Annotated in this window: 17 protein-coding genes; 11 read left to right on the top strand and 6 right to left on the bottom strand. The window is 41.4% G+C overall.

The window, feature by feature from the left end; all coding sequences use genetic code 11:
• Nucleotides 1-112 precede the first annotated feature (112 nt).
• Nucleotides 113-1084 carry an AEC family transporter gene (locus tag AC6UD2_RS06180; RefSeq protein WP_500698341.1) on the top strand — a complete coding sequence of 324 codons (972 nt, stop codon included), beginning with the start codon at nt 113-115 and terminating at the stop codon, nt 1082-1084.
• A 73-nt stretch (nt 1085-1157) separates the two neighbouring features.
• The gene (locus tag AC6UD2_RS06175; RefSeq protein ID WP_500698340.1) at nt 1158-1799 is read left to right on the top strand and encodes an HD domain-containing protein; all 642 of its coding nucleotides are present in this window, start codon (nt 1158-1160) and stop codon (nt 1797-1799) included.
• Between the two features lie 34 nt (nt 1800-1833).
• On the opposite strand, the gene AC6UD2_RS06170 is transcribed toward AC6UD2_RS06175, so the two are convergent.
• Complete coding sequence (locus AC6UD2_RS06170) at nt 1834-2334, bottom strand: aminoacyl-tRNA deacylase (RefSeq protein ID WP_500698339.1); 501 nt, start codon at nt 2332-2334, stop codon at nt 1834-1836.
• 112 nt (nt 2335-2446) lie between these two features.
• On the opposite strand from AC6UD2_RS06170, the gene AC6UD2_RS06165 reads away from it, so the two are divergent.
• The 4 genes from AC6UD2_RS06165 (at nt 2447) to AC6UD2_RS06150 (ending at nt 9180) form a co-directional block, all read left to right on the top strand.
• Nucleotides 2447-4051, top strand: coding sequence for an Nramp family divalent metal transporter (locus AC6UD2_RS06165; protein WP_010022986.1), 1605 nt, complete (start codon nt 2447-2449; stop codon nt 4049-4051).
• A 115-nt stretch (nt 4052-4166) separates the two neighbouring features.
• The gene (locus AC6UD2_RS06160) at nt 4167-4892 is read left to right on the top strand and encodes a GntR family transcriptional regulator (protein ID WP_500698338.1); all 726 of its coding nucleotides are present in this window, start codon (nt 4167-4169) and stop codon (nt 4890-4892) included.
• A 138-nt stretch (nt 4893-5030) separates the two neighbouring features.
• On the top strand, nt 5031-6536 hold the full coding sequence (gltX, locus tag AC6UD2_RS06155; protein WP_010022982.1) for a glutamate--tRNA ligase: 1506 nt from the start codon (nt 5031-5033) through the stop codon (nt 6534-6536).
• Between the two features lie 235 nt (nt 6537-6771).
• Nucleotides 6772-9180 carry a phosphoketolase family protein gene (locus AC6UD2_RS06150; protein ID WP_500698337.1) on the top strand — a complete coding sequence of 803 codons (2409 nt, stop codon included), beginning with the start codon at nt 6772-6774 and terminating at the stop codon, nt 9178-9180.
• A gap of 55 nt (nt 9181-9235) precedes the next feature.
• Here AC6UD2_RS06150 and AC6UD2_RS06145 read toward each other — a convergent pair whose 3' ends face one another.
• Together AC6UD2_RS06145 and AC6UD2_RS06140 are read right to left on the bottom strand one after the other, a co-directional pair.
• A complete protein-coding gene (locus AC6UD2_RS06145) occupies nt 9236-10117 on the bottom strand; it encodes an RluA family pseudouridine synthase (RefSeq protein WP_500698336.1) in 882 nt (293 codons plus the stop codon).
• A gap of 53 nt (nt 10118-10170) precedes the next feature.
• Nucleotides 10171-10611 carry a universal stress protein gene (locus tag AC6UD2_RS06140; protein WP_010022979.1) on the bottom strand — a complete coding sequence of 147 codons (441 nt, stop codon included), beginning with the start codon at nt 10609-10611 and terminating at the stop codon, nt 10171-10173.
• Nucleotides 10612-10748: 137 nt separating this feature from the next.
• On the opposite strand from AC6UD2_RS06140, the gene AC6UD2_RS06135 reads away from it, so the two are divergent.
• Both AC6UD2_RS06135 and AC6UD2_RS06130 read left to right on the top strand, forming a co-directional pair.
• Nucleotides 10749-11168 carry a hypothetical protein gene (locus AC6UD2_RS06135; protein WP_039145100.1) on the top strand — a complete coding sequence of 140 codons (420 nt, stop codon included), beginning with the start codon at nt 10749-10751 and terminating at the stop codon, nt 11166-11168.
• 15 nt (nt 11169-11183) lie between these two features.
• Nucleotides 11184-11657: a hypothetical protein gene (locus tag AC6UD2_RS06130; protein ID WP_500698335.1), complete on the top strand. Its 474-nt coding sequence runs from the start codon at nt 11184-11186 to the stop codon at nt 11655-11657.
• 191 nt (nt 11658-11848) lie between these two features.
• On the opposite strand, the gene AC6UD2_RS06125 is transcribed toward AC6UD2_RS06130, so the two are convergent.
• Together AC6UD2_RS06125 and AC6UD2_RS06120 are read right to left on the bottom strand one after the other, a co-directional pair.
• Nucleotides 11849-12694, bottom strand: a complete 846-nt coding sequence (locus AC6UD2_RS06125; protein WP_500698334.1) for an SAM-dependent methyltransferase — start codon at nt 12692-12694, stop codon at nt 11849-11851.
• Nucleotides 12695-12703: 9 nt separating this feature from the next.
• Nucleotides 12704-13111, bottom strand: a complete 408-nt coding sequence (locus AC6UD2_RS06120; protein ID WP_010022974.1) for a helix-turn-helix domain-containing protein — start codon at nt 13109-13111, stop codon at nt 12704-12706.
• Between the two features lie 130 nt (nt 13112-13241).
• Between AC6UD2_RS06120 and rny the strand changes: the two genes are divergently transcribed.
• The gene (gene rny, locus AC6UD2_RS06115; protein WP_500698333.1) at nt 13242-14834 is read left to right on the top strand and encodes a ribonuclease Y; all 1593 of its coding nucleotides are present in this window, start codon (nt 13242-13244) and stop codon (nt 14832-14834) included.
• Nucleotides 14835-14876: 42 nt separating this feature from the next.
• Here rny and AC6UD2_RS06110 read toward each other — a convergent pair whose 3' ends face one another.
• Nucleotides 14877-16418, bottom strand: coding sequence for a bifunctional metallophosphatase/5'-nucleotidase (locus AC6UD2_RS06110; RefSeq protein WP_500698332.1), 1542 nt, complete (start codon nt 16416-16418; stop codon nt 14877-14879).
• 201 nt (nt 16419-16619) lie between these two features.
• Between AC6UD2_RS06110 and spx the strand changes: the two genes are divergently transcribed.
• Together spx and AC6UD2_RS06100 are read left to right on the top strand one after the other, a co-directional pair.
• A complete protein-coding gene (spx, locus tag AC6UD2_RS06105) occupies nt 16620-17018 on the top strand; it encodes a transcriptional regulator Spx (protein ID WP_010022968.1) in 399 nt (132 codons plus the stop codon).
• A gap of 74 nt (nt 17019-17092) precedes the next feature.
• Complete coding sequence (locus tag AC6UD2_RS06100; RefSeq protein ID WP_500698380.1) at nt 17093-17899, top strand: Cof-type HAD-IIB family hydrolase; 807 nt, start codon at nt 17093-17095, stop codon at nt 17897-17899.
• Nucleotides 17900-17916: the final 17 nt, after the last annotated feature.

Genomic DNA, 17916 nt, shown 5'->3' with positions numbered 1-17916 from the left:
CCATATGAGTTATGGCTTCTTTTTATTTGGGAAAAGACGCGGCTGGGTTTTGAAAGTGTTAACGTAGAACTATGTACAACTTAATTTATTAATTAATTGGAGGGGTTAAACAGTGACCGCATTTATTGCCTCACTAGAGAGTGTCGCTGAGATTGTTATTATTATTGCTTTAGGGTATTTCATTCGTCGTTCTGGAAAGATGACGGATGGTTTTAAGGGAAACGTTTCGTTTCTAATTATGAACATCGCGTTGCCCGTCTCGATTTTTATCTCGGTCTTAGATAATTTAAACCGGGGGAAATTGGTCGGATTAGCCGGTGGACTTCTGTACACGTTAATTAGTTTTACTTTGGGATACCTTATCGCCATTTTGTTAGTGTTTGTTTTGAGAATCAAAAAGGGTCGTCGAGGAGCTTTTATTAACATGTCGGTGAACGCCAACACGATCTTCATGGGATTACCACTGAACATTGCCTTGTTTGGTAATTCTGGGATGACCTATTTTCTGGTTTACTATGTGATGAATACCGTCTCAACCTGGGCGATTGGGATCTTCTTCATTTCTGGAGATGACCCAACTAAGGAAAAGGGTGACAGTAAGAAGAAACTTAGTTTGAAACAAATTCTTCCACCACCACTGATCGGATTTATCCTCGGATTGGCTTGGATCGTAATTATTAACGTGAAACTACCGATGTGGATCGATAAGACCTGTAACATGATCGGTGGACTTGTGACGCCCTTGGCGTTAATTTACATTGGAATCATTCTAGCTGATGCTGGCCTTTCCTCAATTCATTTTGATAAAGATACAATTGCTGGATTAGTAGGAAGATTTGTGATTGCGCCGGCTATTATGATCGGAACGTTACTGGTCTTTATGCATTCAGGAATCTCGGTAACATATCCCGAGTTTGGGACCTTGGTTATTCAGTCCGCTACTCCCGAACTAGCCGTTCTACCAATTCTGGTTAGTCAGGCGCATGGCGACGTGGACTACGCCACCAATCTGGTAGTAACCAGTACCGTGTTGTTTGTGGTAGTGGTTCCAATCTTAATGGAAGTCATTAATTTTATCGTATAATTGGTTAGAAGCTTAAACGGCTTCTTTTTTGTTTGAAAGTAATATGGTAAGTTATTTTGTGGGAGTGAGATAATTGAACGATAAAATTGCGAAAGTCAGAACGTATGCGAAAGAAAACATGAGTAAGGATCGGAGTGGCCATGGTTTTGACCATATTCAACGGGTGGCTAACATGGTGCTCCAACTGATGGGAACGGAACCTGCTAATGGTGAGATTGCACTGACGGCGGCGTACTTGCACGATGTTTTTGACGATAAGATTGTATCTGATCCGGATGCTAAGCGTGATGAGGTGAAGGCGAAGCTGACAGAGTTTGGCTTTGACCAGTATGAAATTAACCAGGTGATGGATATCATCAATCACGTGTCATTTAGTGACAACATTGAACACAAGCAGTCCTTATCAAAGGAAGGGCAAATTGTTCAGGACGCCGATCGACTAGATGCCATTGGTGCCATTGGGATTGCGCGGGCATTTCAGTATGGCGGTGCTCACGGACGGACCATTTACGATCCCAACATCAAGCCCCGTGATTTAACCACTAAAGCAGCCTATCGCAACGCAGTTGATGACACTACCATCAATCATTTTTACGAAAAGCTGTTCAAGATTGCATCCGATCTGAATACGGATGCCGCTAAACAAATTGGAAAGAAAAGAACCCAGTACATGCGAGATTTCGTAACGGAATTCAAGCAGGAATGGGATCAATAAAAAAACGTCGATACGATCGTATCGACGTTTTAGTTTATTCAGTTATATCGGCAAAATGACCGTGCACTAATTGGGCCATGGCATCGGCATTAACCTTGACTGACCGGCCAATTTGACCAGAAGAGACAATGATCTCACCCTGTTTTTGGGCTTCTTGATCGATGTAAATGGGATAACCCTTTTGTTCATAGATTCCAATAGGGGTGTTAGCTCCATGTTTGTATCCAGTTGTGTTAACGAGGTTTTTTAACGGAACCATGCCGACTTTTTTATTTCCAGAAGCTTTCGCCAACTTTTTGTAGCTTAAGCGTTCATCAAGTGGAACGACCCCGATCACAGGACCCGTTGTTTTTCCGGTTAGGGCGAGGGTTTTGTAAATTAAGTGTTGGTCCACATCGGCCTCATCGGTGGTAATTTGCTGGACGTCACCTTCTGCGTGGGTGGCAAAAATCATCTGTTGAAATGGAATGTTGTGCTTTTCTAGGATTTGTTCGACTAGTGTTTTATGAACTTGGTTCTTCTTTTTCTTTGCCAAACTGCTCACCTCTCGGAGATATTTTATCATATTACTAAAATCTAAGTAAAAATTTTATTTACTTTTAATTCTTATTTATGTAGAATCAACGTGAAGGGAGATGCAAAGGAAAATGAGTGAAAAAGACGAGAAACAAGAACCAAAGAAAAAGCATGCTCTAATCGAGTATGCGAACGGTAAATCCCTTCAAGAGATTAACGGAACCGTTAAAGTTCCAGAAGGAATGGGATTTTGGAAAACATTATTCATGTATTCAGGCCCCGGAGCGCTAGTTGCAGTGGGGTACATGGATCCCGGAAATTGGTCCACTTCAATTACTGGTGGTCAGAATTTCGGATACTTGCTGATGTCAATTATCTTGATTTCAAGTTTGATCGCGATGTTACTTCAATACATGGCGGCTAAACTTGGTATCGTGACACAAATGGATTTAGCGCAAGCCATTCGAGCAAGAACGAGTAAGACGTTAGGAATCGTCCTTTGGATCACCACTGAGTTGGCGATCATGGCGACCGATATTGCCGAAGTTATTGGTGCGGCGATTGCGTTGTACCTGTTGTTCCATATTCCATTGTTGATTGCCGTTTTGATCACCGTGTTGGATGTTTTGGTACTATTACTTCTAACTAGTATCGGTTTTAGAAAGATTGAGGCCATTGTTGTCTGTTTGATTTGTGTTATCTTCTTGGTATTTGCCTACGAAGTTGCTCTATCAAACCCAAGATGGTCACAGGTCTTCTTGAACTTGGTACCAAACATTAAAACGGTTGAAACTCATCCATACGTTGGAGGTCAGACACCATTGAGTGGTGCTTTAGGTATCATTGGTGCGACCGTTATGCCACATAATCTGTACTTGCATTCAGCAATTTCACAGACTCGTGACACCGACAATAATGATGAAGATTCAGTTGCACGTTCAGTTAAGTTTTCGGCTTGGGATTCAAACATCCAGTTATCAATGGCATTCTTCGTTAACGCTTTGCTATTGATCATGGGGGTTGCGGTCTTCAAGTCAGGTGCCGTTAAAGATCCATCATTCTTCGGTTTGTTCGATGCTTTAAAGAATCCTCAATTCATGACGAACCCGTTGTTAGCAAGTGTTGCTAAGACAGGGGTTCTATCAATTCTGTTTGCCGTTGCATTGCTTGCTTCTGGTCAAAACTCTACCATTACTGGTACCTTAACTGGTCAGGTTGTTATGGAAGGCTTTATTCACATGAGAATGCCTTTATGGGCCCGTCGTTTGGTAACCCGTGTCATTTCAATTATCCCAGTTGTTATCTGTGTGCTTTTGAGTAGTGGAAAGCCAGCGGTTCAGGAGCATGAGGCGCTCAATACGCTGATGAATAACTCGCAGGTCTTTCTGGCTTTTGCCCTACCATTCTCAATGCTGCCACTTCTAATCTTCACTGACAGCAAGTTTGAGATGCGTGGGAAACGATTTGTAAACTCACTCTGGGTTAAGGTTGCTGGTTGGGCATCCGTTATCGCACTGACTTTCTTGAACCTCTATGGTTTACCAAGTCAGATTGTCAGCTTCTTCGGCGATAATCCAACTCCAGCTCAGACCGATATGGGGAACGGAATCGCATACATTCTGATTGTTCTTGTTTTGGCCTTGCTTGCCTGGGTAATGTGGGATCTTTACAAGAGTAATAAGCGTTTCATGAGAGAACATGAAAACGCCGAAAAGGAAATTGATCAGTACGAATAATTAATTTCAATAATAGAACTTCGATGTTGTCGAGGCTCTATTTTTTTGTCAAAATGAACTAGTATCTTAGTATGGTAGAATGTTAAGTAGGAAACGTCCGGTAAGGAGTATTTGAATGACTGATCTAGTTTATAAACGCGTAATGGATGATTTAAAAAAGAAGATTGAATCCAATTACTTCAAGCAGAACCGCTTGCCAGACGAGCGAACTTTAAGTGCTAAGTATCGTGTTAGTCGGAGTTCCGTGAAACAGGCTCTGAGCATTCTAGCCGAGCAGGGAATTATTTTTAAAAAACGGGGGTCGGGAACTTTCATCAACCCCCTGTATTTAAAGAATAAATCCATTTTTAGTTATGAGGGTTCAAATTTGGGGATTACTAACAACCTGAAGACAGAGGGATATGACCCTAAGATTGATCTCTTAGAATTTAAAGTCGTTTCACCAACTGCTGAGATTGCGGAGGACCTCTTCTTAAATCCCGGAGATCAGGTGTATGAGATTAAGCGCCTGCGGTCGGTTGACTCCACACCAATTATTATTGAGTCGGGCTACATCCCGGTAAAGGTAGCTCCGAAGATGAATGAGCGGGTAGTGAGTGGTTCGATTTTTAACTATTTAGAGGAGAAACTTAACAAAACGGGAACGAAATCATACATGTCAATTGAGGCCCAACCCTCGACCACAGAAGACCAGAGACTCTTAGGGTTAAAACCAACTGAGCCAGTGGTGATCATGGGTGGAATCTTCTTTCTTGACGATGGAACACCGTTTGAGATTTCGAACATGCGGATTCATTACAAGTACTTTAATTACAATACGTTTGTGGATTTAAACAATTAAATGATGGTCAGTCCTAATTTTTTTGAAATTCACAAAAGTGATATAATAAAGTTGTTGTAGTCACGTACATTAGTTGAATTTTAATGTACATAAAGATTTAAAAGAGTGCCAATGTTGGCAAAAAAAGGAAGTATTATGATGGCAAAAAAGGACGTTAGAGTTAGATATGCACCAAGCCCAACTGGTTTTTTACACATTGGAAATGCACAATCGGCTTTATTTAATTATTTGTTTGCAAAACACTTCGGTGGAACGATGGTTCTTCGAATTGAAGATACTGATTTAAAGCGAAACGTTGCCAGTGGTGAAAAGAGTCAGATGGACAACTTACGGTGGTTAGGAATTGATTGGGATGAAGGTCCTGATAAGCCTAACCCTAAGTATGCTCCATATCATCAGACCGAACGAAGAGACCTGTACGATAAGTACATTACTGAACTCATGGATAAGGGCCTCGCATACAAAGATTTTGCTACCGAAGATGAACTAAAAGAAATGCGTGATAAGCAGCGTGCTAATAAGGAAGCTCCTCATTATGATGGTCGTTGGTATGGTGCTTCGGAAGCAGATATCAAAGCTGCTGAAGACAAGGGGTTACCATACACAATTCGTTTGCACCTTCCAAAGGATCACACCTACGAATGGGATGACATTGTAAGAGGCAAGGTTGAATTTAACTCTGATAACTTAGGTGGCGATTTCATCATTCAAAAGAGTGATGGACTTCCAACTTATAACTTTGCCGTAGTTGTCGATGATCATTTGATGGACATCACCGATGTTTTAAGGGGTGACGATCACATTGCTAACACGCCAAAACAAATGGCCGTTTATGATGCTTTAGGTTGGAAACACCCTAACTTTGGTCACATCTCACTGATTTACAATCCCAAGACTGGTAAGAAACTAAGTAAGCGAGACAAGGATACCCTTCAGTTTATTAGCGAATATAAGCGTGAAGGATACCTACGCGAAGCCATCTTTAACTTTATTGCCTTTTTGGGTTGGTCTCCAGTTGGTGAAAAAGAAATCTTCACTAAGGATGAACTGATCAAAGCCTATGACCCTAAACGGATGTCAAAGTCACCGGCATTCTTTGACCAGCACAAGCTCGATTGGATTAACTCACAATACATTAAGAGCATGTCGTCAAGTGAGATTGCTGATCGCGTGGTTGAACTAGTTGAAGAGGGTCAGACCCCAATTGCCAAGAAGATTCAGGAAGATGATATTCCGAACCTCCACGACTACGCTGAACACGTCATTGATATTTATAAGCACAGTGTGTTCAAGTTGACTGAGATCATGGAATACGTGGACTTCTATTACAACATCCTGGGTCAAGACATTGACTACTCAAAACTAAATGACTTTTCTCACGAAGATTTGGAAAAATTGTTTAACGCTTTGGAAGACAAGATTCATGAAGCCAGTGAAAATGGTCAAAATAAAGGACTAGATTATGGTCCGATTGTAAATGAAGTTGGCAAAGAAACTGGGATGAAGGGTAAAAAACTTTACTTCCCATTGAATGTCATCTTTACAGGTGATACTTCAGCTCCTCAAGTTGCCCAAATTATGGGGCTGTTTTCACCATCAGTTATTAGTGCATTAATTAATAAAGCACTTCGTGGAATTGAATAAAATATTTTCAGCCTTCAATTGCAAAATTGAGGGCTTTTTTCTTGCAAAAAAAGGCTTGAAATTGGGGTTTTTAGGGCCTCAAAATTGGTTCGTATCAATTGTCGAATTGGTTGACATTTCACCAAAAGTCTTTATCATAGTTGTTGTAGGTAAGCCAATAAGTTTGGCGCTTTCAAAAACAGATTAGATTCAGTTCGTTTTCGAGCTGACGATTATTTAAAAGGAGTGTTATAGCATGGCAGTAGATTATGATTCCAAATCATATTTTGAAAAAATGCAACAATACTGGAATACTGCAAATTACTTGTCAGTAGGTCAGCTATTTTTACGTGCTAATCCTTTGCTTAAGAAGCCTTTGACTTCTAAAGATGTAAAGGTTAAGCCAATTGGACATTGGGGAACAATTGCCTCACAAAACTTTGTTTACACCCATTTGAACCGTGTCATTAACAAGTACGACCTTAATATGTTCTATATTGAAGGATCAGGTCACGGTGGCCAAGTTATGGTTTCTAATTCATACATGGATGGAAGCTACTCAGAAATCTATCCAAAAATTTCTCAAGATGAAGCCGGAATGGCTCGACTATTCAAGCAATTCTCATTCCCTGGTGGAATTGCATCACATGCTGCACCTGAAACTCCAGGTTCAATTCATGAAGGTGGAGAATTAGGTTACTCACTTTCACATGGTGTTGGTGCGATCTTTGATAATCCTGATGTTATCGCTGCCGTTGAAATCGGTGACGGTGAATCAGAAACTGGTCCTTTGGCTGGTTCATGGATGTCAAGTAAGTTCATCAACCCTGTTACTGATGGTGCTGTTTTACCAATCATTAACTTAAACGGATACAAAATTGCTAACCCAACTGTCTTAGCTCGTATGACTGACGAAGACATTACTAAGTACTTTGAAGGTATGGGCTGGAAGCCTCGTTTCGTTGAAACCAACATGCCTTACGGTACTGACCAAATGGAAACTCACGAAAAGCTTGCTAAAGTTATGGATGCTTCAATTGAAGAAATTAAAGCAATTCAAAAGAACGCTCGTGAGAACCAAACTGCAGAAACTGCAACAGAACCAAAATGGCCAATGATCATCTTCCGTTCACCTAAGGGCTGGACTGGTCCTAAGAAGAACGCTGAAGGCCTTCCAATTGAAGGATCATTCAGAGCTCACCAAGTTCCAATTCCACTATCAGCAAACGACATGGGTACTGCTGATGAATTCGTAGAATGGATGAAGAGTTACAAACCTGAAGAATCATTTGATGAAAATGGTACTTTAAAGCCATACCTTAGAGAGTTAGCTCCTAAGGGTGACAAACGGATGTCAACCAACCCAATCACTAACGGTGGTATCGACCCTAAGCCATTAGACTTACCTGACTACCGTGATTACGCTCTTGACATCAAGACTCCAGGTGCTACTGAAAACGAAGACATGGTTGTTTGGTCAGAATGGCTACGTGATGTTACTAAGAGAAATCCTAATAACTTCCGTGGATTCGGTCCTGATGAAACATGGTCTAACAGATTATGGCACCTCTTCGATGTTACTCGTCGTCAATGGATGCCAAACATCAATCCACCATATGATGAGTACATGGCTCACTATGGCCGTTTGATTGATTCACAATTATCAGAACACCAAGACGAAGGTTGGCTTGAAGGATACACTCTTACTGGTCGTCATGGATTCTTCGCAACTTACGAAGCCTTCGGTCGAGTTGTAGATTCAATGCTTACTCAATACTTCAAGTGGTTGAGAAAAGCTTCTGAACTCGAATGGAGAAACAAGTACCCTGCATTGAACTTCATCGATTCATCAACTGTATTCCAACAAGATCACAATGGTTACACTCACCAAGATCCAGGTATGATTACCCACTTGTCTGAGAAGAAACCTGAGTTCATCCGTGAATACTTCCCAGCTGATGCAAACACATTATTGGCTGTAGGTAACGAAGCATTTGATAGTTATGAAAGAATTAACTTGATCACTACTTCAAAGCACCCACGTCCACAATGGTTTAACATTGACGAAGCTTCAAACCTTGTTAAGAATGGTCTCGGTTACATTGACTGGGCTTCAACTGACAATGGTGAAGAACCTGATGTTGTTATGGCATCTGCTGGTGTTGAATCAACTCTTGAAACTCTTGCCGCAATTTCAATCTTGCACAAGCGTTTCCCTGAAATGAAGATTCGTTACATCAACGTTGTTGATTTGCTTAAGTTACGTAACCCTGAACTAGACCCTCGTGGTATTAGCGACAAGGAATTCGATCAACTCTTTACTAAAGACAAACCAGTTGTATTCGCATTCCACGGTTTCGAAGACATTATCAGAACTATCTTCTTCGATCGTCACAACAAGAACGTTCACGTTCATGGATACCGTGAAAATGGTGATATTACTACACCATTTGACATGCGTGTCTTGAACCAATTAGACAGATTCAACCTGTCTAAGGAAGTTGTTTCTGATATTCCAGAATATGCCCTTAAGGGTACTGGATTTATCCAAGACATGAACAACATGCTAGACAAGCACGACCACTACATCAGAGAGTATGGTACTGACTTGCCAGAAGTTGAAAACTGGAAATGGGAACCACTTAGAAAACCAGCTAAAAAATAATTAATTGAACTAATTAATTAGAAAGAGCGAACTCTTATGAGTTCGCTCTTTTTGTTTACATATTAAATTCAGGTGGCAGCGGGGCAGAAACCGCTAAAGGCTGATAATAAAATGGTGTTAACATTTTGATTTTCCAAGAATGAAGAAGCATTGGATGACCAGGCTGAGCGTTTGGATCGTACAAGGGATCGTTAATGATGGGGTGTCCAATGGATGCCAGGTGCACCCGAATCTGGTGCGTTCGTCCGGTCTGTAGTTGGAGGGAAACTAGGGTAGCGGTCGTTCCACTTTGAACTACGCGATAGTTGGTAAGGGCAGACTGGGCGTGAACTCCATTAATTTTCCGTTTACGCCGATCATTAGGATCACGTCCAATCGGGTCATTAATCACTCCAGTTGGCTGGTTTAACCTGCCATGAACCCAAGCAAGATAGGTCCGTTTAACGGTTTTATCCTTAATCATGCGCACGAGAATCGGAACCACCGCCGGATTCTTCCCAATGATGATAGCTCCGCTGGTTTGTTGATCCAGCCGGTGAACCATGTAAGCATCGGCTGCTGGTTGCAGGTAATTTTCTGCTTGATTTAACGTGGCGCCAACTTCGCCAGGCTGGTTAGCGTGGGTCTTGTCACCCCGATTTTTGTTGACGATCAGCAGATCCTCATTTTCGTACACCACTTTTAGTGGTTTCGACGCATCGGGAATGACATGTGGAAAGGGAGTTTGGAAATCCGCAGGGATAAAATCGAGCATGATCCGATCACCAGTGTGGATCGGAAAGTTCATGGGACGATAATTCCCGTTGACCAGAACCCGTTGAGCTTTTCTAAGGGAAAAAATAAGATGCTTAGGAATAAGGAGATATTCGTGTAAATATTCACGAACGGTAGTTTCAGCTACGTTAGGTACAATTAATTGATATTTCCAGTTCTTCATAAAATTCCTCAAAATAAAAAAGCCCACTAAAAAGTGGACAAAACTAATGATGACTATTTAACGACTAACACGTCTTGCTTTGCGGCACGTGTAACGTAGCTAGTGACCGAGCCAACCATCAATCGTTCAACGGCTGAGAGACCAGTAGCACCAATGATAATTAAATCATCGTGGTGATCGCTTGGAAATTCCTTGGCAATGACTTTTTTAGGATTTCCAAAACGCATATGAATTGATACGTCGGAAACACCCGCATCAGTTGCTTGTTGTTTCAAAGTTTCAAGAATCTTCTTTGTCTTGTCAGTTAACTGGTAAACAGCGTCGGCGGTAATTGCATCTCCGTAACTACGGTTGAATTGGTTAACTTCAATTACGTTTAAAATATCTAAGTGACTGTCATTTTGTTTAGCCATTGTAATCGCACGACTCATAACAGGCATTGTGTCTTCAGCACCATCGACCGGTGCTAAAATTCTCTTGTAATTCTTGGCCATTTAGCTCACCTCATTTGTTTTCTTATACACTAACTATACCATGTTTTAGGGTTTTACGTAACGGATTTAGCCAAATCAAAAATTGTTGGTATCAAATTGCGAAGTTCGTTATACTTAACCTAAAAGGATGGGTAAAAATGAAAAGAAAAAAGACGCTGACGTGGGCATTAATTTCATTGGTCCTGTTTTGGATAGTAAATGTAATCATGACCCTGCCGGTAATGCGATTGGCGGTTAGGGTAAGTGTCAATGGTCTGATCAGAACTTCGGCCATTGCGGCGATTATGTACCTGATTCCTATGATTCTGGTTGCGTTTCAAAGTCGACTGGGATACTATTTGTTGGCAGCCGTGCAGGTGATCTACACCATTGGACTGATTGCGGCCATCATCGCCATGATTACAATTAGTCACGCGGGCTGGCCACTAAAAATTGCGGTGATCGTGCTAGTGATCGTAGCGATTATGGTGAACGTTTACTGGTTTACGATTGCGTACCAGGTCAGAAAGGCCACGACCAAGGAACGGGTGGCCCATTATATGAAATTTAGAAAATAAAGTTAGGTGAACAAAATGGAAATTGACGAAAAAGAGTTTGTGGAAGCAGCTGGAAACGATGATTTTCAAAAGCAAGCAACGGAAATGAAGTTAAAGGCGCTCGAGGCTGATTTAAAGGGTAACTTGAAAAAAATGACAGATTTTATCGCGACAAATTTGAAAGAGGACAGCATTGCCAGTGCCAGCATTAAGGTTTCTGATCATGATATCCAGTTGGAACTGCAGACCTCGGTCATTAACTTGCCGTTAGACTACGCTAAAAACATCGCTAAGATCACGGTTGGGGATGGGATGAAGCCCATTAACGTCTACATGATTATCGTTTCACCAGACGTTAACCGTTCTAAAATGCGAATTGATGAGTTAGCTGATTCAACGAGCTTTGTGAAAGACCCCGACGGAACCTACCTTGCCCAATTTGTTGACTGGACCCAGGATAAACTGGATCAGATTGCTGCAAATGAGCAGGATGACAAGCGTTCTGATTAGTAATTAATTTCAAAATATGCTACACTAACTTCGTGCGACGAGCCGAACAGACTTTTTAGTCTGATTTGTGGGAACCATGTTTACCTGCCGGATTGCAGATGGTTTGATTAGCAAGTGATGTGAACACTTCGCTAGTCCGTCTGACTAGTTCAGATGCCAAAAAGAGCTTCCAACTTTTGTTGGAGGCTCTTTTATTTTGCTAAATAAACGTGATCTTGAATTAAATCAAAGTTTGAATAATGCTGATTAAGATTCTTAATTCCTTCGTCATCATAGAGATGAACATCTTGCCAGAACGCTTTCGAATCCGTTGCTCCGTCTTTTTCGCCAATTACGATTAGTTTAATGTCACGCGGGGCCTTACGAATGGCCTGTAAGAGTTCGTCATCAATGGGAATCCCATCAGGAGACCATGACATGATAACGTAGTCAATCTGATCCTGATACTTATGAAAGGCATCAAGTGCTGATAATTGCTCAACGTTAGTAACCGGATGGCGACCGGTCTCGTTCTCATTTTTCCATTCCAAGCTATCCGTTGCGATCACATCAGCGTGATTATCACGGAGTCCCTTCGAGATGTAGCCGTTGCCAGCCATTACTTCTAAAGTAGGGTGTCCGTTCAGGTATTGGGCCAAGTGATACGTAAATGATGAAGAAATGTAGGCCCACATGCCAAACTGATTTTCAAGATAGTCCCGGAAGTCACGAAGCTGTTTGTCGAGTTCCGGAAGGTCAGCCGATAGCCGGTTCCATTCCTGATCGCCCTTGGAGTCATCCATCTCGTACTTCGAGTTAATTTTTTTGTAAATCTGGTCTTGAATGTTATCAGGTAGGATCATCTTGGGAAGATCCTGGGGCAAGCGACCGGCGGTGAGCAGTTTGTCAGCTGCCAGAACGTTGTTAATCAGGTACTTAATCTCAGGATATTCCCGATATTCATCCCGATAGTGTTCCATGTTAGTGATGTAAGTCGGTGTGGCTCGTTTTAATTGATGATTCTTTTTTAGTTTTTTTATGAGTTTGCGTTTATCCATATAATTTCCTTAGTAATGTAAATCAAGCGATTCCTGTTGATTTTCATGGTCATCGCCGCGGTTTTGTTTCCCGTGAAGATACCCGTTAATCAACTGAAAGATCTCGTAGCGATCGTTATTATTGATGGCTTCACCGTTAAAGAAGAGTTGCTTTCCGGAGATAAATAACTTGGAAAGATCCGACTCCTCATGATCAACGCGACCACTTAGATAGTCCATTGACACACCAAAAAATTCGGCTAACTTTTTCACTTCAATATAAGAAGGATTACGAATCCCACGTTCCCAGTTACCAATCTGGGAAGCCGTATTCTCGTGCTCTTTGTCAGTGGGAAACATGGTGTTTAATCCAGTTGCAAGGTCAGTTAGCGTGATTTTCTGACCGGTTCGTAAAGCTCTGAGTCTTTCAGGAAACATAGAATCACTCCTTAATACCATTATACTTCATGATATCATCAAAAAGCACGAGTGACTTATTTTAAAATAAAGATTTAAATGTTATTATTTAATTAGATGAAAATGAATTGAAAAGAAAGGAAGTGTCCAATTGATAACTTCCATTGTGGTTATTATCGCAATCCTTGGTGGTGCGGGAGTCGGTTATTATATTCGCAGAAACCACGTTTACAAGGGGCTTGCAACGGCTAGAAATGCTGCTGACAAGATCAAAGATGATAACCAAGTTAAGATCGATGATACCAAAAGAAAGCTCGAAAGTAAGAGTAAAGCATCTGCTGAACAGTATCGAAAAGAAGAAGAGGGCGAGCTCAACGCTCAGGTAAAAGAGAATCAGAGTCGGACGGTGCGAGTTGACCACAGAGAAAAGAGCCTAGAAACTTCCATTGCTCGATTAGATAAATCAGAAGCTGCGTTAGCAACCAAGAAGAATAATAACGGTTTGCTGGTGGAAAACTTAAAAAAAGCGCGCAATGATGTTGTTAAACTTGAGGAACAACGAAGACAGGTCATCCACGAACGTGGTGAGCTGACGGAGGATCAAGCTAAACAGCTCGTTTTGGCGAGTCTTGAAGCTGACTTAAAACGAGACTTTGATACCACTGTGAAAGAAAATAACGACCTAGTGACGTTAAATGCAGCCAAGCAGGCTCAGAATTTAATGATTGAGGCCGTTCAAAGTGGTCCTATCGATGTTCCAAGAGATCATATTGAACGTTCGGTGATCATTCCAGACGCGGGGATGCGTGCCAAGATTGCTGGAAAAGATGATCAGCGATTACGCTTGATTGAGACTCTGACTGGAGTTGATTTAATCTTTGATCCTGAAAGTCCAGAAACTCTAATCATCAGTACTAATGATCCCGTTCGAAGGGAAATTACGAGGAATTCGATTAATGATTTACTGGCTATCAAGCAGGTGAACAATGGTGTGATTGAAAACGAAGTCAATCAGACACAACAGGATGTTTTAGATGAACTCCGAAAGACCGGGGAGATGACTGTAAGTCACTTACACCTGGGTTGGGTCCATCCTGATCTGATGAAGACGGTCGGACGCCTTAAGTTTCGGACCTCTTATGGCCAAAATGTTCTTGAACATTCCGTTGAAGTAGCGGAACTATCAGCTGTCATGGCTGCGGAACTAGGGTTAGACGTCCGAATGGCCAAGCGGGCCGGATTGTTTCATGATATTGGAAAAGCGATTGATCGCGAGGTTGCTGGAACCCACGTTGAACTTGGTGTGAAGTTGACCGAAGCCTATGATGAAGATCCCATTGTGATTAATTCGATTGCTTCTCATCATGGTGACGTTGAACCTGATAATCCATACGCCGTCTTAGTTGCAGTGGCTGATGGGATGTCAGGGGCTCGACCGGGCGCCCGAAGTGAATCCGTGGAAGAGTACATTAATCGTTTGAAGAGTCTCGAAAAGATCGCGAACGAACATCCCGGGGTTAAAGATAGTTATGCCATTCAAGCTGGTCGAGAGATCCGAATCATGGTTGACCCGAAAAAGGTTGACGATGCTGGCAGCGACGAATTAACCAATGAGGTTAAAGATCAAATCGAGGATGAGTTAACGTATCCTGGTAAGATTAAAGTGACGACGATTAGACAACTTCAGGCGGTTCAGTACGTTGGCGGTAAGCCTAAAAATAATAAAAAGAAAAAAGCTGGATAAAAAAATTCCTTATCACGTAAATTAAAGTGATAAGGAATTTTTTTATGAAATAACTTTAAAGTTTTGGCGGTTGTTGGCATCGATGATTGGATGACTTTGAAGATACTTGGCAATGAGATTACTCATGGTAATGGTGTTGTAAGAGACAATCTTACTTTCATCGTACATGGAGTAATGACCGCCACCAACAGCGCGATACGCGTTTAGGACGATTTTAAGTGGTTGCTGATCTTTTACGGGACGACCGTGATAGGTCAGATTCGTGATTCGTGACCCAACTGGTTTGGAGACGTCGATGGTGTAATCAATGCCAGCGTACATGTCATAGTTGTAATCCCTGTGTTTGGGATAACTGTAAGCTGGGTTAACAATGATCTGTTTATCTTTTAAAGCGAAGTATTCGGCCGTCTTTTCAAGGGCGGCTTTTAGATCCTTACCGGTAATGTTCAATACGGCGAGGGTATTCGGGTAAACATAATTGGTAATGATGTTACGCATGGTGATGGGATTTTCGAATCCATGGGCCTCATCGGTGAAAAGGGCAGTGGCCGAAATGTCGACCCCCATTGTTTCCATTTGTACCCTTTGAATGAAGTTGATGAACGATGAACCTTGGGTCCGAACTTTAAACGGGTCCTTGTAACGAAGACTACCGTTAATTTTGGAAAGTGGCTTTGAGAGCCACCGTTCAACTTGTTGATCAATGGGATCGACAATATTCTTAGTTGGTTGATAGGGTTTGTTTTGTGCTGTTGAGATGAGTTTAGCGTCACTGTCGGTAACTTTTTTATCGTCATCAATATCAAGAGTGATCTTACCCACGTAATTTCCGCGATGACCAGGTTGCACGTATGGGACCCCGAAGAGATGATTGGCTAACTTGCGATGTTGATGACCAGTGACTAGCGCATCGATTCCAGGAACTTGTTCTAAGATTTGGTAACTTTCATTTTCACCGGTAAACTTTTCACTGAGTTTGCCCGCTTTATCGCGTTCAAAGCCACCATGATACAGAACGACAATAATGTCAGCCTCTTTTTTCATAATTGGAACGTATTTTTGTGCGGTCTCAAGTCCTGACTTGAACTGAAGTCCCTTGACGTTGGCCTTATTTTCCCATTGATTAATGGCCTGGGTGGTCAGTCCTAGTACGCCGACTTTTAGATCACCAAAGTCCTTTATGGCATATGGTTTGCCAAACGCTGGTTCGCCATTTTCGTTTAAAATGTTGGCACACACAAACTGGCGCTTGGTGTTTTGAATGGTGTCTTTAAGGTAAGCTTGACCATAGTTAAATTCGTGATTTCCAAGGGAACCAAAATCATAGTTAATCGTGTCGTATGCCGAATTAATGGGTTTGGCACTCGGATGTTTAACGACTTCAGCCGAATAGTAGGCAAGAGGCGAGCCCTCCAAAAAATCACCATCATCTAAAATTAAAGTGTGGTCGGAATCTTTTTGTTCCTGCTTAATTGTAGTTGCTGCCTTTTCTAAACCAAAGGGCATGTTTTCATTTGGTTTAACGTAATTTGTTGGCGCTAAATAACCGTGAATATCGCTCGTACATAGTATTTTGAGTTTCATAGTTTGGCCTCTCCCTTTTATATAATAAAATTATAATATTTATTAACGAAAGTGTAAATAAAACCTAGAAATCGGGCTTTATTTAAGTTCAAAAGACCGTTGACGAAGTCGGGATATATGATACAATTTAGTTGTTTAGTAAGTACACGTGTACCTATTTAAACGCATCATGTTCAATGTTAGACATGAGGAGGTTATTATATGTTGAATTTATATGTTGCACCAAGCAGCGCATCAAGTCGAAAAGCACGTGCTTGGTTGAAAGATCATAATATCCCATTTAAGGAACGAAACATTAATTCTAACCCACTTAACGCTGACGAGGTAAAACAAATTCTTCGTTTAACGGAAAATGGTAGTGAAGATATTATTTCAACAAGATCAAACGTTTTTAAGAAACTTCATCTTAACTTAGATGATTTATCTTTGACAGAATTAGTTGATCTATTAGTTAAGTACCCCGACCTAATCAAGCGTCCGATTATCTTTGATGACAAACGACTTGAGGTTGGTTACAACGAAGAAGAAATTAGACGATTCTTACCACGCGATGTTCGTGAGGCAGAGTTGAGACAATTAGAGTCAAAGTTGACTTCTTAAACAAAGAAAACGCCCAGTTGGGCGTTTTTTTATAAATAATATAAATAAAATAACGAGGAATAAAAATGATTAAAATGATTAAAATGATCGCACTCGATCTCGACAAAACGTTGCTTACCAGTGATAAGAAGATCAGTAAAGTAAATGAAGCCGAACTAAAAAAACTACATCAACAGGGTATTAAAGTGGTTCTTTGTACCGGACGACCGATCAATGCCATTTGGAAGTACATTAAACAACTGGGCCTTGATGATCCTGATGACTACACCATTACCTTTAATGGTGGTTTAGTGGTTCGTAATACCGATAAGCATGAGTTGTTTAAACGTGGAATGAACCGGGATGCGTTCAAACCGTTGTATGAATATGCTAAAAAGAATGGTTTTCCGTTGGATATTCTGGATTTCACTCAGGTTTATCCCATTTCTGATCTCAAACCATCCATTTACCAACAAATGTTGAATGCTGATATGCAATTTGTACCAACGAAGTTTTCTGAAATGCCCGATGAAAGTTATTCGAAGGCGGTCATTGCGGCCGAACCAGACGTGTTGGATCGAGCCATCAAGGATATGCCAGCAACCGTTCGGGACCATTATCATATCGTGCGTTCACAGCCCAAAATCTTAGAGTTTTTGGCTCCTAACGTTGATAAGGCTTATGGACTGGGAGCCCTTCTGAGTCATTATGGTGATGACTTTTCTAACTTGATGGCGTTTGGGGATGCCGAAAATGATGCTGGCATGATCAAGAAGGCGCAAGTTGGAGTTGCCATGGCCAACGCCCAGGAACCAATCAAGAAGATCGCAACGGACGTAACCACGTCGAATGATGACGATGGGGTAGCCGCTTTCTTGCAGAAGTATTTTAAAGTGAAATAGGCATCATATGCAATAAA

The sequence above is a fragment of the Fructilactobacillus sp. X2R5C2 genome, assembly GCF_059901375.1.
Note: the sequence above shows the minus strand (reverse complement) of the source record. Positions and strands in the feature narration are given on the sequence as shown.